Origin of the sequence: Pelosinus sp. UFO1 (genome assembly GCF_000725345.1) — a bacterium.
Taxonomy (GTDB): domain Bacteria; phylum Bacillota; class Negativicutes; order DSM-13327; family DSM-13327; genus Pelosinus.
Genome location: NZ_CP008852.1, coordinates 2,244,431 through 2,271,308, shown reverse-complemented (window position 1 = coordinate 2,271,308; position 26,878 = coordinate 2,244,431). Strand labels below are relative to the sequence as shown.

The following is a 26,878-nucleotide window of genomic DNA, read 5'->3' as shown; positions in this document are numbered from 1 at the left end:
TCACACTTATGCTTAAAATCTTGATGTGAATTAGTAGTGGCTACTATATTAAAATCTCACAGTACATTTTGGTTTTTGATCCGTCATAAATATTTTATTGATAATCCCTATATATCCTTTGTTAGATATTTTAGCCAGTCCATAGCGATGTAGTGTATTAAAATTAATTGTCCCCATTATCAATGAAGAAAACTCGGAAATATTAAAAGATGCTTCCACCTCGTAGTCCTCACTCTCTTTAATTTCAGCAATTCCTTCCTGAAATTGAATGGTTATACTAGTATTATTGCTGGCTAGAAAGTCATCGCTAATCGACAATTTCATTTTACAGTTTTGTCCGCCGAAGTTATGGTTGCATAAGCTTTCAAATATCTTTGTCACATTAACCACCCGGTACATGATACCCAATCCTTGAAGATTACTTTCATGGGATAATGTGCCTAGAAAATTACTTGAACCATTGCGAGGATCGCTGAGTAGATAATGAAAATATTCATCATGGGTATCGATGATGATATCTCTCACTTGATCAGCTTGACTACGCAGGAAAGCCAGTAGAATTTTTAGTGTTTGTGCATTTTCATATATGATTTCATCAATATACATGTCATAGATCAAAAACCGCTTATCATCATCGCTCACAAAACGATATACACAATAAGCACGTAGCTTACCATCTTGCTTATAACCAACTACTCTGTTTTCTGGATCATCAAATATTTTTTCAAACATAATAGCAGTCTTTTCAATCATGCCATGTGTTGCATCCGCCAAACGATTATGGCATTCCACCATGTCATTAATACCCTCTCTACTTAGATAGAACATCTCCTGCCTATCCGCGCTTTCCGCAGACAAAAAGGTAGGTTTTGTTTTATAGCGATTCATTTTTGGACCATAACCAAAACCCATTTTTTTATAAAAATCGGGGCGAAAAGGGTATAAGGCAACCATACCATATCCGTTATCCCGATAATGGTTTAAAAAATAGGCTATTAGTTCTTTGCATACGTTTTCTTTCTTATGTAAAAAATCTACAGCTACTGTTCCTACACCGCCCACAGGGATTTTAATGGATAAAAGCTTCATAATAAAATTATGAAGTTGCATTCCACCTAACATTTGTTCATCACGATATAGGCCATAAAAGTTTTGTGATGGATTTGAAGTTTGGATGCCAGTGAACTTTTTGATAATTTTCCTTCTATTCTCTTCACAAGGATCAAATACTTTAGGGTACGCATTAAATGCTATGTTGACAAAATCAGCTATTTCATGCTCAGTAAGTAATCTAATCATACTCATTTGCTATCACCATTTCCCTTCAGTAAAATCATAAACACAGGAGAGTATTTTGGTTATATATTCCAGAATAAACAAAGAACTCCTGCTAATTATTGTATAATTTGGTAGACGACTCTTGAAATATTTACTAGCGCTACTCCCCGTGATTCAATACACTCTTAATGTCGGCACTTCAAGCAAGTATTGCATCCACAAGCAAAAAGAAAACGCCTCGTAAATCTAAAAAGTCAGCATAAAAAAACTCCCTATAAGTTTAGGGAGTTTTCCTATTTTCGTTCCATGAACCATTTGCCCTGATCGCAAAACAAATACATCCGCTTATTACATATCCTGCAAGTATAGCGCATTCCCATACCACCAGCTTTTAATGATGCAGCTTGGCGAACATCTAGAAGACGATCAACTTCAAAGACCCGCCCATCTTCCCATTTTATTGATAGCGGACGGATATTCCCTTGTAAATCATGTCTTGCTGTTACTTCTACGAATACTTTATAGTTACTCATATCCCTACTCCTGGAACAAACATATGTTTGCTATGATTATAGAGTCGAGATTGGTAAAAATCAAGTAACATGGAACAAGCAGATTCTACCAATAGAAATCCAAGTAGCAAAGGTCGACGCTAAAAGAACCAGCAACATTGAGTCGCTGGTTCTTTTAGCTGAGAAAGGCATGGGGAGAATCAAAAAGGGAGAAGTATTTACATCTCCATGAATTGTCCTTAAGATTATCATACATTAAATAGGTCAAATAATTGTAGCGTTTTTGTTATTTTTATGTTAAAAAGCAATTTTCGTAATTAAGAATAGTGTTCGTATTTATTTTTAGATTTCGTTAGTAAATCCACTGAATGATAAAAGCGACCATCTACTCAATAAAGAGCAAGGTGTTAAAATTTTTGTGGCAATCGAAAGAACATGACAACGAGTAAACACATAGCAACAATCCCAGTACCTATTAATCCATATAAAACTAACATATTATATCCTCCTAAATATATATAATTACATTTTATGTAGCTTACAAAGATTATGTGACTAATATAAAAAACACCGCCTTACCGCGAAGGTAAGACGGTGCTATATACCGTTTGGTGGGTGGTCTGGCACTGACTGAAAGTTAAACTAAAGATGCAGGATCCAAATCAATTCCTATAGAAGATCCATACCATACTATAGCTGTTAAAGCTATCAAGAATAAAATATAACCACCAATTATGACCTTATCACTAATCTCTGTATTGGTACTCTCTTTACCTGTAGGTTCACAGTAGCCATTATGACAATATGTATTCGCCATTATAATCATTCCTTCCGAACTAAGATATTATCTTTAAAGTAAATATATACTTTTGGATAATCATTGTCAATTAGAAAAAGAATTCCGCTAAAAGGAACAATTGTGTAAATTGTAAATATTAAATATTGCTGAAATTGTTTGTAAAATAAAAAAAACACCGCCCTACCATTTATGCAAGACGGTCATTTGAGATTTTATTGAGGGTTGCATAAATGATAATTTCTAAAAAGTGATGTCAATTCAAGTTGAAAAATTAAATGTTTAATAGCTTTTTATTTTTCTCGAAATTAACTAATTCTCTAATTTTAGCGTGGGTCATAATTTCAATTTCTCTAGACAGTTCGCCCATAATCTTTTCGATCTGTTGGTCACTAGCTTCAGTAAAATATTTCTTCACTAATTGCTGCAATTCTTCTTGGTTCATTAAAATAACTCCTTTGTCCCTAAGCGTTTAGATGAACCCATTTGTTCTCTTCAGCTCAATTTCCATTTATATTCTCATCTAACATAATAACTCACTTAATCGTTATAAAAGACTGCCAGGTTACATCATTAAATGTAACCTGGCAGTCTTAGATTAATATATCCTTAGACCCACGGCTTTGCGTCCCTCCCTTTCGGAAGGTTTGCCTGCTTTTTAAACTTTTATGTATATTTCGCTATTTATCGCCAAAATCCTGCATGTTATTCACTGATCAAGCAAATTTGCAAATATATCATCCAAAATAAAAAACCACCATCCTACCCAAGGTAAGACGGTTATACATTTAACTGATGAGTCTTTTATTAGTATTATCAACTGCATTGCAATGAGATGATACAAATTGTTCTGCACCAAAGGCATTAGATTTAACTGTAATTCTGATTGCAGACACAGTATGTATGACATTCATTTTTGACACCTCTTATGTTGAGTTTGCATAAAATAGATTAGGACAAATAAATTATCAATTGGAGGGAATTCTTATGGAATCCGGTAATGGTGGTACGTGGTTTATTTTTATAATTATCATCATTATTTTACTTTTGTGTTGTGATAATAATTTTTAATTTTCTCTAACAATCTCCCCTTATTTCTCTTTTAACCACGTTCCATAAAAACGTGGTTTATTTTTAAAAAAGAAAAAAAGTACTGCGAGGGGTACTTTGCTTAGTTACCTTATATATTGCATAAAATTCAGTAAAAATCAACGTTCCTCCAAAGGTATTCTAAAGGTGTTCCAAAGGTTTATGCTTTATTAGATCGGTATGTAACTTGACTTTGGAAACGATAATAGTTTATTACTTAAATAAAAGCACCCCGGAGGATGCTTAAGTGTTAAACACGAAGTTTCTAACTTTTTGAAAATTCACGGTACTCCTTTGAAATTTGGATACCTTTGTATTGCTCTCTATTTAGAATGCTTTGCGCATAATATATCTTCATTTTTAATACTAGTGTACCTATTATATAAGTTCTTGGTAGCCAATGTTATAATAATAACTGAAACTACTATATTGGGCATACTTACATACCAAGAAGTTACTAGAGTATTTATTCCTATCAAACCAATATTTAGCAAGGTTAAATAAAAAATCATAGCTACACCTCCAACATTATATTATGCGCATTAGTTAATAATAGTCTAACTAATTACATTATTAAAATATACAGTGTTCACCATGAAATTTTTATCTAAGAAAGAGTACATGGGTTTAGTTTCGAATATAGGTCCTACGTTTTGTTGTAGACCTTCTTTTGCTTCTTATTTTCTCATAAAAATCAATACTCATTGTTAGTATTCCCAAGAGGGTCGCGATTAATGTTAGTATCGCTTGTATCCTATCATAATCCACTACCCCATGAACTCACCTCCTAATATAAATTTAATACATATTCTTATAAGGGTTACACTTACAAATTACCATAATCGGGTACTATGGTAAAATATTCACTTATAGCAAATAGTGATGGCCCCATGGATTATCAATTGATAATTTTTTCCCCATTATATAAATGCTTTAATAATAGTTATGAGCAAGTAGATAATTCTATGACTTTTTTATGTAAAAAAAGCCCTCTGTTAATCTTTTTCCAAGTTTCCATGATCTCTCTCATCTTGCTTAATAAAGTGGCAGATCATTATTCTACAAATCCTTCTCTTTCTATTATTTATAAATTCATACTCACGCGTTAATTAACTCTATACCATTCTTGGTCTTAGCTCTCTTTAGAGGGCCTTTTTTGTTGTATTAAATTATTTTTCCAGCCCTCTGCTTGATAGAAAATGCTCAATCACCTTTTGATCATATTATGTAGATGTTTCTATAGGTAAATTAGAGGTAACTACAAAATGAACCATAATTGGGATGATCTAATTATTTAGCACTTATGTTTATGCGAACAATATTGGCAATAGTTTTCATTATTAGCGACACAAGCTTCTACCTCTCCATTTACAACATCCCAATAACTATGATATAAGGAGATAATTTCAGTTTCCTTCTTTAAATATACTTTTTTCATATATCTATTTTTAAAATGAATAAAACCATAGTCAGCAACAGGCTTATTTTGAGTTTTTTCAATTAACAATTTATATACAGACAGTTGAATAACTTCTGATTCATATACCTGCTGATTTTCACGACTTTTGTAATCTCCAACAATTAAGGTACCATCGCGAGCTTTCCATACTACGTCTGGCTTACCGCATAGAGGTATTGGATCGGTAATTTTCAAAAATCGTTCTAGCATATATGGTGACAGCTTTGGTTTTCGTCTTGAGCGTAACCACCAATAAATAGTTATAACTGCAACTACGATAAGGAATGACATGTCTACCTCCAGGACCTAATAAACCAACGTAATGTGATACGGATTGGAATCATCAATATTGGGTACTTTTCGATTAAGATAACTATATATGGCGATATACAATAATATAATGAAGTGAAAAATTTACCAGGTTTGTTAGGAATTAGGCGCTCGTCCCTGATTTGGCGTAGAATATTTGTCTCTACTGCATCAATACCGAAGACTGCTGTGGCAATAAAGCAGCGTTTGTCTTTGCCGGAGAGTTGGCGGTTGAATTTCTCGTGCTCATAGTTGCCTTTTTCTATGTATGTTGCGGTAAGTGATGTGTCTTCGCCATAATGGTGGTCAAGGTAGACTTGCCGTTCGCATTTCCCCATCTTAGCGAGTTCTGTGGCACTGACTTGGCGCATTAGAGACCTCCAAAAAAAGTATTCTTCTATTATATCATAGAAAGGGTTGTATAAAAAAAGTCTTCATCAGAAGTAGAGCACTCGGTAAATACTATCAAATTGGCTCAAGATGTAACACTACATAAACTAATACGGTAAAATATCCTAAAACAACTAGATAAAGTACTGTCTTGTTCTTGGAGGTATATTCAGATCCCCATAAATACAACCTTAAACAGTTATAAATTATAAATGATAATATAGTTAGAATTGCGATCCATGTATAGTAAAGTTTATATAAATCTACTAGGATTAATGCAGTGACTAATAAAATCTCTACTACTCCTATTTTACCCCTCTTTAACTTTAGCCAGTTTATCAATGTTGACTGCCTCCCTCTTAATCTCAAACCATTGTTTTTAATTAAATCCACCTTAAGTTTCATATCTTGCATTATTTCATAGCTATAGTGCGGTTATTTTTTAATAAAAAGCGAATATAATTATCTACTAAATTATTGAAAAACTCATGTATCCTAACCTTTTCTTTCAGATCTATATAATACAGGCAAAATATGACAATATAGTGACAGCAAAAAAGTCGTCTATCAATTAAGATAGACGACTTTTCTATGGATTATTACTCTATTGATTGTTACCACTCTGTATATGGCAATATTGCGACTGATTAGTCATTTTTGATTAAAAAATAAATCATCTTATTTGATGAAAAAATTACGAGTATAACACCTATAAATTAAATAATGTAATAATCGAGTTACTAGCAGTGTACAGCACTAGTATTCCGGCAAAAATTACAATAGGGTGACTACGCCATTCATTTTCTTTTTCTTTTATATTATCCATAAAGCACCTCTTCACATCTTAAAATAATCAAATATATCTTTATCATTAGTATATAGTAGAATTATTACAAATTTATGACAGTTCTTTATTATTATAGACAATAAAGAAACGCTTCACTCAATTAGGAGCAAAGCGGGTTAGCATTAAGCCAAGTTCTAATTGATGGGCTGCAATTAAAGCAAACATATGCGGTTCCGCACTTCAAGTATAACGGCGAAATTCATCGGAGAAAGTATGTATGGTTATATTAATCGTATAACCCTTTTAGTTTATTGGTATAGTATTAGTGAATAGGAGGAAAAAAGCCAGTCCCTACTTTCTTCTGACCTAACATTGATTTAGGAGGATTATTTATGAACACTACGGAAGAATTGGTCCGTATACCAGCGGGAGCAGTAGTCATAGAGGGAGTACTCACCATACCAGACGGTGCCGAAGGCTTAGTGTTGTTTGCCCATGGCAGCGGCAGCAGCCGTCATAGCCCCCGCAATAATTTTGTCGCCAGAATACTAAATGAAAAAAAAATGGGTACTTTGCTAATGGATCTCCTTACTCCTGATGAAGATCAAAACTACGCAACACGTTTTGATATTAAGCTACTGACGCAACGTCTGATAGAAACTACCATTTGGGTGAAAAATCATCCCCAAAACCAAAGTTTGCCACTGGGCTATTTCGGAGCCAGCACTGGGGCAGCAGCCGCATTGCAAGCGGCTGCAAGCTTTGGATCATCAATCGATGCAGTAGTATCTCGGGGCGGGCGGCCCGATTTAGCAGGAAAAGACTTAAGCCAAGTGCAGGCACCTGTACTGCTTATAGTGGGAGGTCATGACTTAGAAGTGATCAAACTGAATGAGCAAGCCTTCGAACAACTGCGAAATACTAAGCAACTAGCAATCGTATCAAATGCTACCCACTTGTTTGAGGAGCCAGGTACTCTGGAACAGGTAGCCCACCTTGCCTCAAATTGGTTTAAAAAGTACCTATTCGTTGGAAAGTTATCTAATTAATTCACTATTATCAATAATACTTCTCTCCCTAGTTAAGATTAGACGCCTTTCCCTTGCCAAAGATAAATGATATAGCAAAAGATACAGCGCTTACTCCACTTACTCTGTCATTTTTAATTTCCAGTTATAAAAAAAGTACATTCCACACAATATTATAAGGTTGATTTTTCACAATAAATCTTAAGGAGGTAATTTCATGACTGTGCAAAAAGATTTGCAAAAAGCTGTTGCTGCTGCAGAATCCGCTAAAGGTACATATGCTACCTTTGAACAATCCACTGATGATCAAACTTCTAAACAAATGTTTACCCAAATGGCACAAGATATGGACCGACACATCAGTCAGCTCAATAGTCGCCTTGAGGTTGTTCAACAAAATCAATTAAATAATCAAGAAGGCTAATAAGTAATAAGGGGTAGTAGATAACTACCCCTTATTACTTATTCATTAAATGATCCTAAAATTAATAATTAGACTAACGCTTAATTTTCACAATAATTGTACAAAAAAACACAGCCTTACTTCACTAGTAGGTAGGCTGCGTTTTTCTTATTAAGAAATGATTGAATGTGAAGGAAATCGGATAACATAAAAACCAGATTTATGCTTAAAATCTCTTTATATTTATAGTAGAAGGTCTGCCACCTTCATCCGCTAATCGCCCCATTCTTGACTCTTATTCTCTGGCGGCTAAATAACCAAGACGCACCAGCTAACAGGGGCGGATACACGCCTATCCATCCACTAAAAAGGTAAATTATGATACACACAATACAGGCTAACCAAGCACAATAATAACTTATGCTCTTAGGTGGTAAAAGCTTAATTCCTGCTGCCATAGCGATAATATATAATGCTATAAATATTGAACCTGGAAATTGGATTAATATACTCATATCAAGTTGTAATAATAATCCTGTTAATAAGACCATCATAGAAAAGGGGCCTAATACTATAAGTACACGATAAGGTGTACCATAAGTCACGTGCAGTCTGCCAAACCATTTTGGAAAATTGCCTGCTCTCGCCTCCGAGTATACTAGCCGAGAGAATCCTGCCATGTAAGTATGAATAGTAGCGTAACAGGCAGCTACTCCTAATAATGCCACAATACTTCCCGCCAATCTGCCCCATCCACTTTCTAATAGCCCTGTTAATGAGGTCAAATTTTCCTGTTCTAAGTACACCCCTGTACCGATGGTTACATAGGCTAAACCCAGATATAATAAATTTACCACTACTAAGGATATACACAAACTTCGTTTGATATCTCGCTTAGCGTGCTCAAACTCTTCTGCTAAATGGCAAATCATTTCCCATCCAACGAAGGCCCAAAATAGGACTGTCATTACGGTACCCACCGGTACCCACCCATTGGGGGCAAAAGGATAAAAAGATTCTTTTCGCACCATCGGCCAAGCAGCTATAATACTGGCCAGTAAAGCAGCTGCGATCCCTATAACCACTAATGCTTGCACATTGCCCGAAAAACGTATGCCGCGATAATTAGCCAATACTGCAATAATCAGCATGCCTAGGGCAATAATAGTAACGCCACCAGCATCTAATAGAAAGAAATGCCCTAAATAATAAGCACCAATCAACGCACAAATGGGTGCACCAAATGGCACGGTCCCCAAGAACAAGCAACCTGTAATACGACCTGCCCTTTCTCCAAAAGCTTGCCGGGCATAGGCGGCGATTCCTCCAGCACTAGGGTACAAAGTAGATAATTTTGCTAATACAATTACTAGAGGAATAGTCAATACACCCATCAGCCCCCAACTTATTAAGGAGACCGGTCCAGCCATATTAGCGGCTAAACTTGGCAATACTAATACCCCAGACCCTAACACAGCACCTATTGTCATGGCACTTCCCTGTAACCATCCAATATTTCTTTTAAATTTTTGTTCCATTTCGTTCTCCCCCATTATTAAATCCTTGGAACTATTTGTATTACCTGTTATAATAGCATATAATTATATATCGGTAAAATTGATAGTTCCGATGTAATACTTTATAAAATCCGATGGATGGAGGAATCGTCTTGGATTTAAAAAACCTCACAACGTTTGTTACTATTATTCATACTGGTAGCTTTACCGCAGCTGCTCAGCACCTCGGCTACGCCCAATCCACTATTACCGGGCAAATTAAAGTTTTGGAAGAGTCATTACAAACTTGCTTATTTGAACGAATAGGGCGCCAAGCTAAACTAACTACTTCCGGTAAAATATTATATCGTCATGCCCTTGCCTTGTTAAACATTGCCAAACAGGCTGAAACAGAAGTAAAAAATCCGGATACACCAAACGGTCAATTATTGATCGGTGCACCTGAATCCTTATGTGCAGAAATTCTTCCTGCTTTAGTCAAAGAATATTGTCAAACTTATCCACAAGTGGACTTGCAACTTCGCTTCGATACTTGTCAAAATTTTCGAAATGCTTTACGTAAAGGGACATTGGATATAGCTTTATTTCTTGATGAACCCTTGCAAGACCGCGATCTCATAGTTTATCAATTATTTCCGGAACCTATGTCTCTTTTGGTGTCCCCAGAACATCCTCTATCCCATGCAGGCACTGTCCTGCCGAAAGATTTGTCTGGGCAAGCACTCCTGCTCACTGAGCCAGGTTGCAGCTATCGTTTACTATTTGAAGGCATGCTGCGGCAATATCAAATAACTCCCCATTCCATTTTGGAGATTAGTAGTATAGAAGTCATTCGCCAATTTGCCGTCCACGGCCTCGGTATTACCTTCTTATCACAACGTGCAGTGGCAAGAGAGTTACTATCCGGTAGTCTAATTGCCCTGAGTTGGCAGGGGCCCATCTTTAATATTCAGGCCCAGTTAGCTTATCATCGTGATAAATGGTTATCACCTGCTTTACAGGCATTTGTTGATTTATGCCACAAACGATTATATAAAATGTAAGTATTGTAAGGCATATACAAAATAATGGGATTTCCCAATGCAGTCAGTGCACTAGCGATACCCTATAATGGTTTTTTAAGAATACTATTAAACCTCTCAAGAGGAAAGTTGTCTTCGAAATAATAATTACATGTTTGTTTACTACTAAAAATAGCCGAGGAAGGCATACTACTTATGGGCGTATAATTATAAAGGAGGAATTATCGTTGAAAATTACAGATCAGGTAAAGGTATATACACGCACACTTGTACAATCAGTGATTGACAAGGAGCCGGTAAACTATATGGAGGCAGCTGGTCTATTTGGGATAATACTTCAAGCAAGGCACAACATCTCAATGCTCAGTTCATTATACAATCAAGCTCAGGATCCTGAGCTTAAGGAGTTAATCAAGGAAGCTATCTATGAAGAAACCATTCCAGCAATTGACACATGTGAAGAGCTTATGCGGGACGGGGATGGGGAACTCCCAGATGTAAACTTTCCTCCACATCCTTTATATGATAAAGTGGAATATCCTAAAAACCTTCGGTTAACAGACATGGAAATTGCTATAGCCATTGGAAACATAGTAAGAACGTCCCAGTTGGCCCTGTTTTTAACATTGCAGCAATCTTATCAGCTTGAAATTGTCGCCGGAATTAATAAGTTATTGAACAGCGGATTGCTGTGGGGCTATCGTTTATCACAACTAATGCTTCACCGAGGATGGCTACCTAGGATTTCAAAAGTAGAGCACTAATTTAATCTGGTAATTACTCGGATGTCAGTCCCCATAAGATCTTCTTTATCGAACACGGTGAAGGAGTGACGCTTGTGGGAATCGAAGATTGCTAATGATCAATATTTGCTGCAACGCAGATCTTTACGGGCCCTTTTTTTAGGCTGACGGATATCCTCGTTAGTCTTTTTTTATTATGTACTACCTAATTGATAGGCACCCATTATAGTAATAGGAGGACATAAAAAATTGAGGTTAGTGAATTTATGTTCACTGACCTCAATTAACTAATTAATTGCAAAAAAGGACACTATTATTCTCTTCGGTGATTTTAAGGAAAAACTATTAAGATATGAAACTAAACAAAATATTAAGTATCTTATACATGATGTAATTGTTTGCTCGGCCATTCAGACGAAAGAAATACACCTAAAAGTAAATCTTCTGATAAAGTTCGTTTTCTCTGTAATTTTATTCACCTTGCCATCTAGGAAATAAATCATGGTCAATATCAATGATATCACAAATTTTGCCAACCATCATATTAGTTAGATCGTTTATTGTAGTGGGCCGGTGATAAAATCCAGGGCTGGCAGGTACGATCCTAACACCCAATTGAGATAATTTGAGCATATTCGCTAAATGTATAGCATTAAGAGGTGTTTCTCTAGGGACAAGAATCAATTTGCGTCCTTCCTTTAGCATTACATCAGCAGCACGTATTAGCAAATTGTCTGCAATTCCATTAGCGATACTAGCAACTGTTCGCATAGAGCAAGGTACAACTATCATTGCATCTGTTTTGAAAGACCCGCTGGCAATACACGCACCAATATTTTTTATATCATGCAAAAAATCCACTTTTTCTCGGATCATCTCTTGCGTAACACCACATTCATATTCTAGAACCTGACAACCATGTTCTGATACTACTGCATGAATTTCACATCCTGCTTTTTTTAGTACTTCGATTAATCTAATACCGTAAATACCGCCACTTGCACCGGTAATGCCAACTATAATTCGCATATTATATTTACCCACCTTATTTAATAAATGCATTCGTAATATGGTTATAGGTTATTTTATTATTTTCTGTTAAAAAGACTTCGATTACATCAAAACGACAAGAAATATTTGATTTATGTATTTGTTGAAGATAACAAAGGGCAGTATTAATTATTTTTTTCTGCTTTCGATATGTTACAGCTTCTGCAGGAAAACCATAGTTAGTATTACGCCTCGTCTTTACTTCTATAAAGACAATGGTATTTTTAATTCTGGCAATAATATCTACTTCGCCAATCTTACTGCGATATTTTCGTTCTATTATATCATATCCAGCTCGAAGTAAATAATCTGTAGCAGCCTGTTCCCCAATATCTCCTGTCTGAACCGTATTCACAATTAAACACCTCAATACAATATTCCTCGAAAAAAAACAACATCCTGCTACTTTGATGTTGTCTTAAGAAATATAATATTCTCATTTTCAATAATGTACCTTGTTAGGATTTATTCATTTTTTTATCAATATAATAAATGTATGCTAGGACCTCTGCGACCGCTTGATATAACTCGGGCGGGATTTCTCTATCTAACTCTACTGCCATTAGCATACTAGCTAAGGTTTTATTTTGATATACGGGAATCGAATTTTGCTTCGCAGTAGACATAATTCTTTCTGCAATAAAACCAGTGCCTTTTGCTACTACCTTGGGAGCATTGCCATTTGTATTTTGATAAGTTAAAGCAATGGCCTGTTTGGGTTTTTCTGTTTCTTTATTACTCATAAGCATGTTTTCTCCCAAGACTTAATAGGTTCAAAACTTTTTCGATGAATCGGACAAGGCCCATACTGTTGTAATGCCTTTAAATGTTCAGGAGTTCCATAACCCTTATGTTTAGCAAAACCATACTCAGGGAATTGCTTATCGAACTCTAACATGAGATTATCTCGTTCTACTTTAGCAATGATAGACGCTGCTCCAATGGAGGCGCTTATGGCATCACCACCAATTAGCGATAAGGAATGCATTGCTAAATCAGGTAAAGGTACAGCATCAATTAATACAGATTGCGGCTGAGGCAGCAATTCGTTAATAACACTATACATGCCAAATACAGTTGCCTTATAAATATTCAAATTGTCAATAATATCAATATCGATAACTTTATGCTGTACTCCAATAGCTACTTCTTTTATTATGTAATACAACTCTTCTCGTTGCTTCGCAGATAGCTTTTTGGAGTCGTTGATGAGTGGTATATGGCAACCAATTGGCAATATGACAGCACCGACAACTAATGGACCTGCTAAAGGACCACGGCCTGCTTCATCAACACCTGCGATGAAGTTATAGCCTTTACTTACTAGTTTACGTTCCTGTTCATAAAGACCTTGAATGCGCTGTTGCTCTAGTAACGTTTTCTCTTGGTTTTTCTGCCACTTTTCTAGTAAACGAGATATTGAAACTCTCCGATCTTGTTTTAAACTGTTAATCATAGAAGGTGATACATTATTTTGTTCTAGAATATTCGAAATTTGTGCTACCGTCATTTGTTCTACATTCACTATTTCGCTACCTCCAAAAGGTATTGCTATTAATTATATTAATATTCTCGTTAAGATTGCTAATTCCTTTTTGGTTTTTTTCCCAAGGTATAACAATACAAAAAAAGAAATGGTATTGGATACCACTCCTTTTCATTCACTCATTATTTGCGCTCACTATTCGGCCGATCTAAAGTAAATACTCCTAATTTGCTGTTACGAAATTCATTAAGTATCATACGCCGAGCCTTCTCATAATCAATGACTCCACCGCTACGTAGACAACCGCGACGTGCTCCAATAAGGCCTAGTAGTTCAGTTGAATCTTCTGGTAATGGTGAAGTCAAATTGTATCGTTCAATTAAACGTTGGCTATAATTTTCACGTAAAAATAGAAGCATTTTCGACATCGCTTTTTCAATATCGTAGATATCATCATTGATTGCACCAGTCATAGCCAGTCTAAATCCAACTTCAGGGTCTTCAAATTTTGGCCATAATACACCTGGTGTGTCTAATAATTCTAAATTTTTGCCAATCGTAATCCATTGTTTACCCCGGGTGACACCTGGTTTATCAGCGGTACGTACAGCCTTCATTCCTAGTAAACGATTAATAAGAGATGACTTACCGACATTAGGAATTCCTAAAATCATTGCTCGCACTGCCCGAGCATTTACACCTTTTGAAACTAATTTTGCAGCTTTTAGACTACCTAGCTTTTCTACTTGGCTGACTAATTCTTTAGTACCTTTTCCAGTCATAGAATCTAAGGCAACTACTTGTAAACCTTGGGAGTGGAAATATTCTATCCACTGCTTGGTATATTCTGGTTCAGCCAAATCAATTTTATTTAAGGCTACTACTCGCGGCTTACCTTCGAGTATTTGATGAATGACTGGATTTGCGCTACTTACGGGAATACGGGCATCCAGTAATTCAATAACTACATCGACTAATTTTAGATTTGCCTGGATCATCCGCAGAGCTTTTGTCATATGTCCAGGAAACCAGTTAATATTCAAATCATCCATTGTTATCACTCTCTATTACGCTATTCTCTACTTTAAGGGAGAGTTTTTAATTGATCAAGTGGCCAAAATATCATAACCGCTTTACCTTTAATCATTTCTAGAGGCACAAAACCAACATCTCGGAAACGACTGTCTTCCGAATTGTTACGATTATCTCCCATAACGAAGATATGCCCTTCAGGTACAGTAGACAAAGGATAGGAGCCACGGGTTTTTTCTAGAATATAGGTTTCATTTAATAATTGACCATTCAAAAATACGCGGCCCTCTTTTATTTCAATAGTATCTCCTGCTACAGCAATAACCCGCTTGATAAAATCACGACTAGGGTCTTTGGGGTAGCGAAATACTAATACATCACCTTTTTCAGGGCTTTTGAAGCGATAGATAAACTTATTTACTACGAGTCGCTCACTATTCACTAAGGTGGGACGCATAGATGGACCCTCTACCATATAGAGTTCAACAATAAAATATCGGATAAAAAAGGCTAATACGACAGCAATAAGAATTGAGACTACCCAATCTTTTACCTCTTCGCCTAAATTAGTGTTACTCACTGTAAAACCTCCTTCGCAAATGAAGAAAAGGGACTGAAAAAACAGTCCCTAAGTAATTACCGTCTTTCTCTAATACGAGCTGCTTTACCTTTAAGTTTACGCAGATAGTATAATTTGGCACGGCGTACGATACCTTTACGTACTACTTCAATTTTTTCCAAACGTGGGGAATGCACAGGGAATGTACGTTCTACACCGACGTTGTAAGAAACACGTCTAACAGTAAATGTTTCGCGAATTCCGCCATTACTTCTACCAATAACAACACCTTCAAACACCTGGATACGCTCACGAGTACCCTCGACAACTTTTACATGAACGCGTACAGTATCTCCTGGCTTAAATGCAGGGATATCCTGACGTAATTGTTCTTGTTCTAATGCTTGAATCATATTCATATATATTTCCTCCTTATCCTAGACGTTCATGCCAATCCATTCTTACATTGTGCAGTGGACCGTCCGTTACACCTTAAAAATTATAACATATCAATTCTATAAACTCAAGTAGATTATGAGATTACAGAATGTTATTATGACTCCCACCATTTTTCACCTAACAACCGGTCCAAAATAATAGCCACAGCTGCTCGTACTGGCAAGTGGTTATAATCACCAGGGCCATAAATTGGTTCTAAAATATAATCAAATTCTTCCATTACTGATTTTTCAATACCCCAACCAGTCCCAAATAAAATGAGGCAAGGCCTGCCACTAAGATCAATTTGATCTCTCATGTTTTTATATGAGATAGTATTTGGGAAGGTGCGAGCATCTGTAGTAACAATCAGGGGTTTGCTACCTTCACATTCAGTAATATATTCTACAGCACTTTTAATATCTGCTTTAATATCTAATACACTAAATGCTTCACGGCGGTCCGGGTTATATTCTCCACCATAACCATGTTGCCAGTAATTCATTATTTCCTTTGCTAACATGGTTTGGCTTTCGTGTGGATGAATAATAAAGTATCGTTTTATATCATAGGTCCGGGAAGTACGTGCAATATCGTGAATATCAAAGTTAGTAATCGCCGTAGTGATAATTTCATTATTTTTATTGTAAATAGGGTGGTGTACTAAGCCGAGATAAATTGGTAAAGCCATATTAGTCTCCAGTCTGCTCCGCTATAATTTCTGCTAATAATTTAGCATCATCTGGGCTTAACTCTTTATTTTTCAGTAAATCTGGTCGGCGCTCAAGAGTATTTTTTAATGCTTCTTTATTGCGCCAGCGGTTAATTTTGGCATGGTCGCCAGATAATAATATGTCTGGTGCTTTCATACCTTCAAATTCCCTTGGTCGTGTATATTGAGGATATTCTAACAAACCATTATAAAAAGAATCTTCTGGAGCTGAACTACTAGAGCCAAGTACTCCAGGTAACATACGAGCAACAGAATCAACAATTACCATAGCTGGTAGTTCGCCACCTGTTAGTACATAGTCACCGATGGAGATACTTTCGTCTACTAAGTGCAATCTAACTCGTTCATCGATGCCTTCATAATGTCCACATAATAAGATAAGTTGGTCATAATTAGCTAATTCCTTAACCTTTGCCTGATCAAGTCGATAACCGCCAGGGCACATTAAAATAACTCGTCGATTTGTAATATTGCTTGCTGCAATAATACTATCTACAGTTCGAAAAATAGGCTCTGGCTTCATTACCATACCAGCTCCACCACCAAAAGGATAGTCATCAACAATGTTGTGTTTGTCAAAAGTAAAGTCGCGTGGATTTGTCACATTGACCTTTAAAATGTCAGCTTCTTGTGCTCGTTTTATAATACTATGCCCCAAAGGACCAGTGAACATTTCAGGAAATAATGATACAACATCAATACGCATTATTCTTCCCATTCCTGTAATTTTACAATCATTTTTCCACTAGGAATGTCAATTTGTAAGACTACGCTTTTTAGTGCTGGGATTAGTAAAGGTTGCTTATCCTTTTGTTCAACAATATAGACATCATTGCTACCTGTCTCCAAAACATCTGTAACCTTACCTAGGTACTCTTCTTCCTCGGTATATACTTCTAGACCAACAATATCAAAGATATAATAATGGCCAGCTGGTAATTCTACCAAGTCCTTACGTTCTACTTTTATTAATTTCCCTCGTAAATGTTCAATATCATTTCGATTATCCATTCCACGGAATTTTAGTAACACAAATTGTTGATGATATCTTACACTTTCGATAGGCAAACTAGTTCCATCATCAAGTAATGCAGTTTTTAGCTCACGAAATCGCTCCGGAAAATCGGTTAAGGGTGTAACACGAACTTCACCTCGCACCCCTTGAGGGGCACCAATTTTCCCAATTACAATCATATTATCCATCATAATAATTAGTTTCTAAAAGCGATAACTTTGCCATCTTCTAGCAAAATTTCAGCATTCATAAACTTATGTAAATCATCGCCAACTTTTACTGTAACGATTTGTTCTAAGGTTCCTTGAGCAATTTCTGCACCAAGTTCCAATTGAGCTGTTTCTTTTAGCTTTTCTGTCATATGGTTTTTGTACTCAAGACGTTTTTGGGTTTCACCATCAATTTGTTGGCGAAGTGCAGTAAGGCCTTGCGCATCTGCCATGGCTTGTTCATTTAGCATACGTTTTGCATGAAATTCAATTTGTTGCAATTCAATATCTGCTTTGCGTATGTTTTCTTGAATTTCAGCTGCCAAATTCTTTTTGAGTTCTTCTGTAACTTTAGCCTTAATGGTTACTGGACACTTTAATGTAATACTATCCATGTTTGTCCACTCTCCTATTTTTGTTGGAAAAGGCCCATCTGCAATGTAGCGCTTCCTAAGGACATGTATGTTACTACATTCTTCTTATCTGCGCGACTTGCATCTGAACCTTTTCTAATAGTTTGTATAATTTAGTCGTGTAATTATACACGAACTAAATTATTTCTATCATTATTTTCTTGTTTTCACGAGTAGCTGCTGCTTTGACAACCGTCCGCATTGCTTTAGCAATACGACCTTGCTTGCCAATAACTTTCCCCATATCTTCAGAGGCTACATGCAACTCATAAATAGTGGTGTCAGCATCAACGGATTCGGTGACACTAACTTGCTCCTGGTTTTTAACTAATGCTTTGGCGATAACCCCAACTAAATCTTTCATAGTTAATTACGCCTCTTTCTTTGTACGCTTTAGTTCATCCCATTTTTTCATGATACCAGCCTTACTGAAAAGAGCTTTAACGGTATCAGTAGGTTGTGCACCTTTTTGCATCCAACTGATGGCTTTATCTTCATCAATTTTAACAATTGCAGGTTCAACAGTGGAATCATAATGTCCTAAAGTTTCGATAGAACGTCCATCACGAGGAGCGCGGGAATCAGCCACAACCACACGGTAGAAAGGGTTTTTCTTCGCACCCATACGCATTAAACGAATTTTTACTGCCACAAAAATCACCTCCTTCATAGAATACTCATTTTAAAACTATTTTTGCATGAAAGGCAATTTAAAACCACCAAAGGATTTTTTACCGCCTTTTTGCATATCTTGAAAACGTTTCATCATTTTTTTTGCCTCTGCAAATTGTTTGAGTAATTTGTTCACATCTTGTACTCTAGTTCCACTACCAATAGCAATACGTTTGCGACGACTGCCATTTATCAAAGAAGCATCTCGACGCTCTTTTTTCGTCATAGAACGTATAATGGCTTCCGTACGTGTTAATTCTTTTTCATCAATTTCTACATCTTTTAATTTTTTTAAATCCCCCATGCCAGGTAGCATGCCTAAGATTTGATCTAAGGGGCCTAACTTACGTACTTGCTGTAATTGAGTTAAGAAATCATCTAGATTAAAATCTTCTTTACGAAATTTTTTCTCCATTTCTTTGGCTTGTTCCAAATCAATGGAAGCACCAGCTTTTTCAATTAAGCTAAGCACATCTCCCATGCCCAAAATACGGGATGCCATTCGATCAGGATGAAATACTTCAAGAGCATCAAGCTTTTCACCCATACCGGCAAATTTAATAGGACAACCAGTAACAGCTTTAATTGATAGGGCCGCACCACCGCGCGCATCCCCATCAAGTTTTGTTAAAATAACCCCATCTAGGCCTAGATCTTTATTAAAAGATTCCGCTACAGTAACAGAATCTTGTCCTGTCATTGCATCAACAACCAAAAGTATTTCGTGTGGCTTAACAGTTGTTTTTATTGATTTTAGTTCCTGCATCAAGTCTTCATTAATGTGTAATCGACCAGCAGTATCAATAATGACAGTATCCCGAGCATAGGAATTAGCGTATTCGATTGCCTTTTGGGCAATCAGAACAGCATCTTTGGAATCTTCAAGAGTAAAAACGGGTATATCGAGCTGTCCACCTAAAACCTGTAACTGCTTTATAGCAGCAGGACGATATATATCAGCAGCTACTAACATTGGACGCTTACTTTGCTTTTTAAGCAAATGAGCTAATTTACCAGCTGTAGTTGTCTTGCCAGCACCTTGCAACCCAACTAACATAATGACAGTTGGCGGTCTAGAGGAAACTGTTATACGACTTTGTGTTCCACCCATCAGAGCAGTCAATTCATCATTTACAATTTTCACTACGAATTGAGCTGGTGTAAGACTTTGCATGACCTCTTGTCCAATAGCCTGCTCTTTTATCTTAGCAATAAAATCTTTTACAACTTTGAAGTTAACATCCGCTTCTAATAGCGCCATCCGTACTTCACGCATTGCATCGTTAATATCAGCTTCTGATAATTTGCCTCTACCACGCAATTTTTTAAAAGTATTTTGTAACTTATCGGCTAACCCTTCAAAAACCATACTACACCTCTTTTGAATAGTCTAACAAACAATTCAACTCTTGCACTGCTAAATATAACTTAGGCAATTGCCGTATTTCTTTTGGCAATTCACCTATCAATTGATATATATGTTGTATAGTTTGTTGTTCACGTTGATGCCGCTCAACAAACTTCAATTTATCTTCATAATCAATAAGAACTTGTTCTGCCCTTTTTAATATATCATGAACTGCTTGTCTAGTTACCCCCAGTTCATCAGCGATCTCAGCCAGCGATAAATCATTGAGATAATGCATTTCCATAGAAAGACGTTGTTTATCAGTCAATAAGGCACCGTAAAAATCGAACAGCGCTATAATATGCAAAACTTTATCTAACAATTAAAATCACCTCTTTACTGACAAGGGAAAATGCTTTACACCCATATTATAAAACAAATTCTATTTAGTGTCAAGTGTTTTTACTTGTCAGCGAAGAGTGCTTGAACAAAATCTTGAGGTATGAAAGGACGTAAATCATTGGCTGTCTCCCCTACCCCTACCCATTTTACAGGTAAATTGAGTTCATTTTTAATAGCGATAACAACGCCGCCTTTGGCTGTACCATCAAGCTTTGTGAGTACAATACCAGACAATGGGATTGCTTCTCCAAATAATTTTGCTTGGTTAATGGCATTTTGTCCCGTAGTGGCATCCAGTACTAACAATGTTTCGTGAGGTGCATCGGGAATTTCGCGACTAATGACTCGTCCTATTTTTTTCAATTCCTCCATTAAGTTGGATTTGGTATGAAGACGTCCAGCCGTATCAATAATAACTATGTCCATTTTTTTTGCTTTGGCCGATTGTACAGCATCAAAAGCTACGGCTGCAGGATCAGAGCCTTCCTTATGTTTAATGATTTCAGATCCTGTTCTTGTACCCCATATTTCTAATTGATCAATGGCCGCCGCGCGAAAAGTATCAGCCGCTGCCAACATCACTTTATAACCTTGATCTCGATAGTATTGACCTAATTTACCGATTGTAGTAGTTTTTCCCACACCATTCACCCCAACTACTACAATTACGGTAGGTGGATTAGTCGCCATATTTGTTTCCATTACAACATCTGATAACATAGCACTAATTTTATTCTGTAAAAAAGGTTTTAAATCTTCTGGACTATTAATTTCTTTATTTTTTATACCTTTTTTTATATCAACCATTAGTTTACTGGTTGTATGCACACCGACATCTGCTGATAATAATATGGCTTCCAAATCATCAAGAAATTCGTCATCGATTGTGGCATAGCCAGTGACCAGTTGCTCAATTTTTTCTGTAAGATTTTTTCTGGTTTTATCTAAACCTGCTTTTAATTTATCAAAAAAGCCCATAATTCAATATTCCTCCGTTTTTATTATTATCCTATTTTATCCATCAATTTAACTGAAACTAAACGTGATATCCCTGATTGCTCCATAGTAACACCATGTATAATATTAGCAGCCTCCATAGTTCCCTTACGATGGGTAACAACTATAAATTGGGTATGCTCTGCATAATCGCGTAGAAAATCGCGTAAGCGGTCTATATTTGCTTCATCTAAAGGGGCATCGATTTCATCCACTACAATAAATGGTGCCGGACGATACGCTAAAAAAGCAAATAGAAGTGCAATAACAGTAAGAGCCCGTTCCCCGCCTGATAATAGTATTAGGTTTTGTAACTTTTTACCTGGTGGCTGTACTATAATCTCAATACCTGTACTCAAAATATTATCTGGATCCACCAAGTTTAACTGAGCTTGTCCACCGCCGAATAAGCGTGAAAAAATATTACTAAAATGTTCATTAATTTTTGTAAAAGCGAGTAAGAACTTTGCTGACATTGTATTATCAATGTCAGTAATAATGGAGGCCAAATATTCTTTGGCTTGCGTTAGGTCTTGGTACTGCTTTTGTAGAAAATCACATCTTTCTTGTAAGCGAACATAGTCTTCGACGGCTCCATGATTAACTGGGCCTAATAAGATAAGTTCATTTTCTAATTTTTTTACCATACTCGAAATTATATCAATACTTTCAGTACGGTAAAGTTCCTTAGCTTGTTCTATAGTTAAGGAAAACTGTTGTTCTAATTGTTCCATGGAGTGCGTTATTTCGTAGTTATACTTTGTGGCTAAAAGCTCACTTTCATGTAGACGTGTCTGTATTTCATGATGTTTGCGCCTTAACTCTTTTAACTCTTTTTCAAGATGCTGTAATGTTGTTAAGAGCGTAAGTTTTACTCCATATTGGGTTTTATGATGCTGCTCATAATTGATCTTTTCTTCAGATAAGACTTGATGTTTATTTGAATTACTTATTAGCTCTTGATTGGCTAATTCTATTTGTTGTGTAATATTGCTCTTTTCTACGAGTAAGTTTTGCAGCTGACTCTTAATCAGTTCCTTCGATTCTTCATATTGTTCATAATTTGTAGTAATAGCGGTAATTTCTTGCTGCAGGGCTGTAATGTCAATTTTAATATCTGTTAAACTTGCTTGTAAAATTTCTTTTGAACCTTGTAATTCCTTACATTTCTTTTGTCCAATCGTAATAAATTCCTTGTGTTGATTATCACGATCTTCAAGTGTATTAATTGCTTTTTCACTTTGAGATAGCGCTAATACTAACTGTGTTTTTTCCTGTATACAGGTAGTTTTTGAGTCTGCAATTGTAGCCAATAACGAGGTAAGCCGTTCTTTTTCAAACATTAATTTTTCAGTATGGACAGTAATCTCAGCTACGCGAATTTCAATAAGCTGGCGATTTTTCTGAAGTGAAGTTACCTTACTATCAATATGTAGTGCATCATTTTGTAGCGTAACTACCTTAGCTTGGATTGTAGTTAGTTCCTGTGTCATAGATTCTATATTTATCTTAATCGCTTCTATTTCATTATTTCGGCCTAAAAAACTAGATTCTCGTTTATTGGTACTACCACCTGTCATAGAACCACCAGGATTTAATACTTCTCCGTCCAGTGTAACTATCTTTATGGAAAAGTCAGACTTTTTAGCAATGATAAGGGCAATATCAATATTCTCTGCAATAATAGTACGACCTAATAGAAATTCAATTACCTCACGATAGCGAGGCTCACAATGTACGAGATCTGCAGCAAATCCTAGTGATCCGGGCAGTTTCGCAATCGTTAGATCAGATTCTCGACGTTTGAAAGGTTTAATTGTATTGAGTGGCAGAAAAGTAGCACGTCCTAGTCGTTCATTTTTTAAAAATTGCATTGCTTGTTTGGCGGTATCTGAATTCTCCGTAATAATATATTGCAGGGCACCACCTAATGCAATTTCGATAGCTGTAATATAGTTATCAGGTACGGTTATATTTTGAGCAACAGCACCACAAATACCGCTATGCCAACTGGCCTTACTTTTCAAAACACTTTTAATACCGCGAGAAAATCCTTCATACTCATTTTGCATACTCGATAGTATTTTAAAGCGCGAGTGCGATTCATTCACTTGGGTAGTAAGTAGTTTTTCTTGTTGTAATATAGTTTGTAACTTTTCTTCAAGGGCTTTTCTTGCGGTTAATAAAGATTTATTCTCTTCATTCAATTCATTTACTTTCGTTTTTATTGCTTCGTTTTCCGTTAGGATCTTATTATATGCTTCTTCCGCTTGTTTTAGCTGGATATTATAATTTTGATATTCTTGATCGAAGTTATCTTGGCGTAAATCAATTCTTTTAATATCATCTTTTATTGTTGCGAGTCGGTTTCGTTCTTCAATAACCTCTTGCAAAAAAATAAGTGTTTTTTCTTTGCTAGTTTCTAACTGCTTTTCAGCTTGCTCTAACGTTGTAACTATATTTTGATAAAGTACATTCTTATCTACTAAAATTTGTTGCAGATTTTCATTCAGTTTTTTCTTCTCAGAAAGAGTTTCATTTATCTCGCTGTTTTTTCTCTCTAGCTCACTTTTCTGCTTTTCCATACGAGTTAGCTCATCTATTATTCGATCCTGATTACGTTTGCCTTGCAGAATTCGCTCTTCTAGTACGGCTACTTTACCGTGAAGTCTTTCTAATTCTGTGTCTGCTTGATTAATCGATGTAGTATAGAAGGTAAGTTTTTCTTCTGTTTGTATGAGTTCCGTTGTTAACTTTTCTTTATCCGTTTCTTTTAAACTCAAATTAGTACTAATAGTAAGTTCTTCTACTGTTAAATGGTCTTTCTGCAAGCTAGCACTTTCTATCATTTTCTCTGATTTTTCTAATGTATTCAAAAGTAATGTTACTTGGCAGGAAGTTAGTTCTGTTTTTAATGTATTATATTGTTTTGTACGTTCAGCACTTTCTTTTAAGGGTACAAGTTGGTCCTCAATCTCATTTGTTATATCTGAAACTCGAATCAGATTTTGCGTAGTATCTTCTAATTTGCGTAATGCTTCTTTTTTTCGCTGTTTATATTTGGAAATACCAGCGGATTCCTCAAATAATAAACGACGTTCTTCGGGTTTACTATTTAAGACTTCATCCACTTTATTTTGTCCTATAACAGTCATAGCATCCCTGCCTAGACCTGTATCAGCTAGTAATTCATAAATATCCTTTAAACGGCAAGCTGCTTTATTAATGAAATATTCACTATCACCAGAACGAAAAACGCGACGAGTGATAATTATTTCATTAAAATCTAAGGGCAATGTTCCATCACTATTGTCAAAAACTACGGAGACTTCAGCTGCCCCTAGAGGCCTACGCCCTAAACTACCCGCAAAGATTACATCTTCCATTTTAGTCCCGCGTAAATTACGTATACTTTGCTCTCCAAGCACCCAACGAATCGCATCAGAGATATTACTTTTACCGCTGCCGTTTGGACCAACAATAGCAGTAATACCAGGGCCGAATTCTACTTCTGTTTTGTCAGCAAAAGATTTAAATCCATACGCTTCAAGCCTGCGCAATAACAAACTAAATCACCACACATATAATTATTATTAATTTAATTATTTCTTCAATTAACCCTAACCTTAAAATTTTACCATGTGTCAAAGCTTTATACAACATGCTTGAATAAAAAACCTGTTTGCATAGCAAACAGGTTTTTTTACGAAATTAAAGTTATTAATTTCTAATTCTAAATAGAATACTAGGAGTTCCTGACTACATTTAGGAACTTAGCAATGTAAAGTTTCTATCTGGGCTCCACAATAAAACGGATCGCAGTACGTTGTTCACCATCAATAACAATTTCGGCAAAAGCAGGAATCGCAATTAAATTAATACCATTCGGCGCTACAAACCCACGAGCTATTGCAACTGCTTTAATAGCTTGATTAACGGCGCCGGCACCTACTGCCTGTACTTCGGCAGAACCTCTTTCTCGTAACACTGCAGCCAAGGCTCCTGCTACAGATTTAGGATTTGATTGTGCAGATACTTTGAGCACATCCATTCGCTAACCTCCTTTTGGGATCAGGACTTACTACACTATATAGTATTCTATTGATTTCCTTTAAATTCCTTTTTTAGAATTAAATATAAAATAACATTTTTTTATTAATAACATAATATATATCTTGGTACTCAACGATTACTTCATTAATATGTAAGCCATCTTGCTTTAGAATAATATTTTTAGCATTATAAGTAGATTTGAATTTTTTCATATTACTATTGGACACACCTCTAACTTTAGACGTATCACGAGGATGATGATGAATAATAATTTCATCGGTACTTTCCTTTAATAAAAGTACTAATTCTGCGAAATGGGCTAACATAACATAAAAGATATAAGAATCAACCATTTCACCAAAGGCAGGATGGTAAGGACCGGCTAGGACTACGCTGCTTTTATCTAACTCCTCTGTTGCTTGCAAACCAGTTCGAATGACTGGTATTTTATACTGATCGAAAAGTAATTTTAAAAAGGCTCCATAAGTGATTCCAGTGGTTAAGGATAGTGCTTTGTAACTTCCTTCATGGTACATATCAGCTAGACGTGTATGGGCTATTACTAGCGTGGGGTAAATCCTTATAAAATCTGGGGCAAGTTTTATTATGCCCTGTGCAGTACGAATCAGACTTTTCCAGTCTTCTTGAGGTAAACCTGGCATTAATTGGAGCCCGCAAAATAATCCCATATTTTTAATAATCGTAACAGCTTCAAATACATCGCTGCAACTGTGTCCCCTAGCACTTGCTTCTAATACTTTATTATCAAGTGATTGAACCCCTAATTCGATAGTTGAAACTCCGTATTGCATAAGGTTCTGCACAATCTCATTTGTAATACAATCTGGACGAGTAGAAAGGCGAATCCCATGAATTTTTTTTGCTTTTAGTGCAATATAAGCAGGTTTTAGCAACTCTGATTGTATTTCAATAGTAAGTGCCGTAAAACTTCCACCATAAAAAGCCACTTCAATGTGTCGCTTTTCAGTAATTCTACCCAAATGTTCATCAATGATATCTGCTACTTCTTGAGAGTTTACAGGAGTATTTCTGCCAGTAATTTTTTGTTGATTACAAAAAACACAACTATGGATACATCCAAAGTGTGGAATAAATACAGGAATAATAAAATGCTTCAT

30 protein-coding genes and 1 riboswitch are annotated in these 26,878 nt (G+C 36.0%); of the genes, 4 read left to right on the top strand and 26 right to left on the bottom strand.

What is annotated here, in order from left to right; translation table 11 throughout:
• Window positions 1-48 precede the first annotated feature (48 nt).
• From eis to UFO1_RS10550, 6 genes are all read right to left on the bottom strand, one after another.
• Window positions 49-1,305 (bottom strand): enhanced intracellular survival protein Eis, encoded by a 1,257-nt coding sequence (gene eis, locus UFO1_RS10575; protein WP_038670612.1) that lies wholly within the window; start codon window positions 1,303-1,305, stop codon window positions 49-51.
• Window positions 1,306-1,571: 266 nt separating this feature from the next.
• Window positions 1,572-1,811 carry a hypothetical protein gene (locus UFO1_RS10570; RefSeq protein ID WP_038670610.1) on the bottom strand — a complete coding sequence of 80 codons (240 nt, stop codon included), beginning with the start codon at window positions 1,809-1,811 and terminating at the stop codon, window positions 1,572-1,574.
• Between the two features lie 616 nt (window positions 1,812-2,427).
• The gene (locus tag UFO1_RS10565; RefSeq protein WP_038670608.1) at window positions 2,428-2,607 is read right to left on the bottom strand and encodes a hypothetical protein; all 180 of its coding nucleotides are present in this window, start codon (window positions 2,605-2,607) and stop codon (window positions 2,428-2,430) included.
• Window positions 2,608-2,860: 253 nt separating this feature from the next.
• Window positions 2,861-3,031, bottom strand: coding sequence for a hypothetical protein (locus UFO1_RS25180; protein ID WP_158442792.1), 171 nt, complete (start codon window positions 3,029-3,031; stop codon window positions 2,861-2,863).
• Window positions 3,032-3,161: 130 nt separating this feature from the next.
• Window positions 3,162-3,248, bottom strand: a riboswitch (cyclic di-GMP riboswitch).
• Between the two features lie 1,721 nt (window positions 3,249-4,969).
• Entirely contained in the window at window positions 4,970-5,425 is a 456-nt protein-coding gene (locus UFO1_RS10555) for a PD-(D/E)XK nuclease family protein (RefSeq protein WP_038670604.1), read from the bottom strand.
• A 2-nt stretch (window positions 5,426-5,427) separates the two neighbouring features.
• Window positions 5,428-5,814, bottom strand: coding sequence for a CFI-box-CTERM domain-containing protein (locus UFO1_RS10550; RefSeq protein ID WP_038670601.1), 387 nt, complete (start codon window positions 5,812-5,814; stop codon window positions 5,428-5,430).
• A gap of 1,198 nt (window positions 5,815-7,012) precedes the next feature.
• On the opposite strand from UFO1_RS10550, the gene UFO1_RS10540 reads away from it, so the two are divergent.
• Complete coding sequence (locus UFO1_RS10540; RefSeq protein ID WP_038670597.1) at window positions 7,013-7,669, top strand: dienelactone hydrolase family protein; 657 nt, start codon at window positions 7,013-7,015, stop codon at window positions 7,667-7,669.
• A 196-nt stretch (window positions 7,670-7,865) separates the two neighbouring features.
• A complete protein-coding gene (locus UFO1_RS10535) occupies window positions 7,866-8,072 on the top strand; it encodes a DUF1657 domain-containing protein (RefSeq protein ID WP_038670595.1) in 207 nt (68 codons plus the stop codon).
• Window positions 8,073-8,317: 245 nt separating this feature from the next.
• On the opposite strand, the gene UFO1_RS10530 is transcribed toward UFO1_RS10535, so the two are convergent.
• Window positions 8,318-9,589: an APC family permease gene (locus UFO1_RS10530; protein ID WP_051788893.1), complete on the bottom strand. Its 1,272-nt coding sequence runs from the start codon at window positions 9,587-9,589 to the stop codon at window positions 8,318-8,320.
• A 131-nt stretch (window positions 9,590-9,720) separates the two neighbouring features.
• Here UFO1_RS10530 and UFO1_RS10525 point away from each other — a divergent pair, with 131 nt between their 5' ends.
• Both UFO1_RS10525 and UFO1_RS10520 read left to right on the top strand, forming a co-directional pair.
• A complete protein-coding gene (locus UFO1_RS10525) occupies window positions 9,721-10,611 on the top strand; it encodes a LysR family transcriptional regulator (RefSeq protein ID WP_038670591.1) in 891 nt (296 codons plus the stop codon).
• A gap of 206 nt (window positions 10,612-10,817) precedes the next feature.
• Window positions 10,818-11,354 carry a hypothetical protein gene (locus tag UFO1_RS10520; RefSeq protein ID WP_038670589.1) on the top strand — a complete coding sequence of 179 codons (537 nt, stop codon included), beginning with the start codon at window positions 10,818-10,820 and terminating at the stop codon, window positions 11,352-11,354.
• 450 nt (window positions 11,355-11,804) lie between these two features.
• On the opposite strand, the gene UFO1_RS10515 is transcribed toward UFO1_RS10520, so the two are convergent.
• The 19 genes from UFO1_RS10515 to UFO1_RS10425 all read right to left on the bottom strand — a co-directional run bounded on the left by UFO1_RS10515 (window position 11,805) and on the right by UFO1_RS10425 (window position 26,878).
• A complete protein-coding gene (locus tag UFO1_RS10515) occupies window positions 11,805-12,362 on the bottom strand; it encodes a UbiX family flavin prenyltransferase (protein ID WP_038670587.1) in 558 nt (185 codons plus the stop codon).
• A 16-nt stretch (window positions 12,363-12,378) separates the two neighbouring features.
• Window positions 12,379-12,738 (bottom strand): YraN family protein, encoded by a 360-nt coding sequence (locus UFO1_RS10510; RefSeq protein WP_038670585.1) that lies wholly within the window; start codon window positions 12,736-12,738, stop codon window positions 12,379-12,381.
• A gap of 103 nt (window positions 12,739-12,841) precedes the next feature.
• Window positions 12,842-13,126 (bottom strand): EscU/YscU/HrcU family type III secretion system export apparatus switch protein, encoded by a 285-nt coding sequence (locus tag UFO1_RS10505; RefSeq protein WP_051788892.1) that lies wholly within the window; start codon window positions 13,124-13,126, stop codon window positions 12,842-12,844.
• Window positions 13,123-13,908, bottom strand: a complete 786-nt coding sequence (locus tag UFO1_RS10500) for a ribonuclease HII (RefSeq protein ID WP_038670582.1) — start codon at window positions 13,906-13,908, stop codon at window positions 13,123-13,125. Before UFO1_RS10500 ends, UFO1_RS10505 begins: the two co-directional genes overlap by 4 nt.
• A 143-nt stretch (window positions 13,909-14,051) precedes the next feature.
• Complete coding sequence (ylqF, locus tag UFO1_RS10495) at window positions 14,052-14,921, bottom strand: ribosome biogenesis GTPase YlqF (RefSeq protein WP_038670580.1); 870 nt, start codon at window positions 14,919-14,921, stop codon at window positions 14,052-14,054.
• Between the two features lie 32 nt (window positions 14,922-14,953).
• Window positions 14,954-15,481, bottom strand: coding sequence for a signal peptidase I (lepB, locus tag UFO1_RS10490; protein ID WP_038670578.1), 528 nt, complete (start codon window positions 15,479-15,481; stop codon window positions 14,954-14,956).
• Between the two features lie 56 nt (window positions 15,482-15,537).
• Window positions 15,538-15,879, bottom strand: coding sequence for a 50S ribosomal protein L19 (gene rplS / locus UFO1_RS10485; protein WP_038670577.1), 342 nt, complete (start codon window positions 15,877-15,879; stop codon window positions 15,538-15,540).
• A gap of 134 nt (window positions 15,880-16,013) precedes the next feature.
• Window positions 16,014-16,589, bottom strand: a complete 576-nt coding sequence (locus UFO1_RS10480) for an RNA methyltransferase (protein WP_038670576.1) — start codon at window positions 16,587-16,589, stop codon at window positions 16,014-16,016.
• Between the two features lies 1 nt (window position 16,590).
• The gene (trmD, locus tag UFO1_RS10475) at window positions 16,591-17,337 is read right to left on the bottom strand and encodes a tRNA (guanosine(37)-N1)-methyltransferase TrmD (RefSeq protein WP_038670575.1); all 747 of its coding nucleotides are present in this window, start codon (window positions 17,335-17,337) and stop codon (window positions 16,591-16,593) included.
• The gene (gene rimM, locus UFO1_RS10470) at window positions 17,337-17,837 is read right to left on the bottom strand and encodes a ribosome maturation factor RimM (RefSeq protein WP_038670574.1); all 501 of its coding nucleotides are present in this window, start codon (window positions 17,835-17,837) and stop codon (window positions 17,337-17,339) included. Before rimM ends, trmD begins: the two co-directional genes overlap by 1 nt.
• A 5-nt stretch (window positions 17,838-17,842) precedes the next feature.
• The gene (locus UFO1_RS10465) at window positions 17,843-18,250 is read right to left on the bottom strand and encodes a YlqD family protein (protein WP_038670573.1); all 408 of its coding nucleotides are present in this window, start codon (window positions 18,248-18,250) and stop codon (window positions 17,843-17,845) included.
• Between the two features lie 154 nt (window positions 18,251-18,404).
• Window positions 18,405-18,632 carry a KH domain-containing protein gene (locus UFO1_RS10460; protein WP_038670572.1) on the bottom strand — a complete coding sequence of 76 codons (228 nt, stop codon included), beginning with the start codon at window positions 18,630-18,632 and terminating at the stop codon, window positions 18,405-18,407.
• A gap of 6 nt (window positions 18,633-18,638) precedes the next feature.
• Window positions 18,639-18,920, bottom strand: coding sequence for a 30S ribosomal protein S16 (rpsP, locus tag UFO1_RS10455; protein WP_007934559.1), 282 nt, complete (start codon window positions 18,918-18,920; stop codon window positions 18,639-18,641).
• Window positions 18,921-18,956: 36 nt separating this feature from the next.
• A complete protein-coding gene (gene ffh, locus UFO1_RS10450) occupies window positions 18,957-20,309 on the bottom strand; it encodes a signal recognition particle protein (protein ID WP_038670570.1) in 1,353 nt (450 codons plus the stop codon).
• A 1-nt stretch (window position 20,310) separates the two neighbouring features.
• Entirely contained in the window at window positions 20,311-20,670 is a 360-nt protein-coding gene (gene ylxM / locus UFO1_RS10445; protein WP_236639376.1) for a YlxM family DNA-binding protein, read from the bottom strand.
• An 80-nt stretch (window positions 20,671-20,750) separates the two neighbouring features.
• Complete coding sequence (gene ftsY / locus UFO1_RS10440; protein WP_038670569.1) at window positions 20,751-21,668, bottom strand: signal recognition particle-docking protein FtsY; 918 nt, start codon at window positions 21,666-21,668, stop codon at window positions 20,751-20,753.
• Window positions 21,669-21,694: 26 nt separating this feature from the next.
• Window positions 21,695-25,252 (bottom strand): chromosome segregation protein SMC, encoded by a 3,558-nt coding sequence (gene smc / locus UFO1_RS10435; protein ID WP_038670568.1) that lies wholly within the window; start codon window positions 25,250-25,252, stop codon window positions 21,695-21,697.
• A 224-nt stretch (window positions 25,253-25,476) separates the two neighbouring features.
• Window positions 25,477-25,737 (bottom strand): stage V sporulation protein S, encoded by a 261-nt coding sequence (locus UFO1_RS10430; protein ID WP_038670566.1) that lies wholly within the window; start codon window positions 25,735-25,737, stop codon window positions 25,477-25,479.
• Between the two features lie 79 nt (window positions 25,738-25,816).
• Window positions 25,817-26,878: an elongator complex protein 3 gene (locus tag UFO1_RS10425; RefSeq protein ID WP_038670564.1), complete on the bottom strand. Its 1,062-nt coding sequence runs from the start codon at window positions 26,876-26,878 to the stop codon at window positions 25,817-25,819.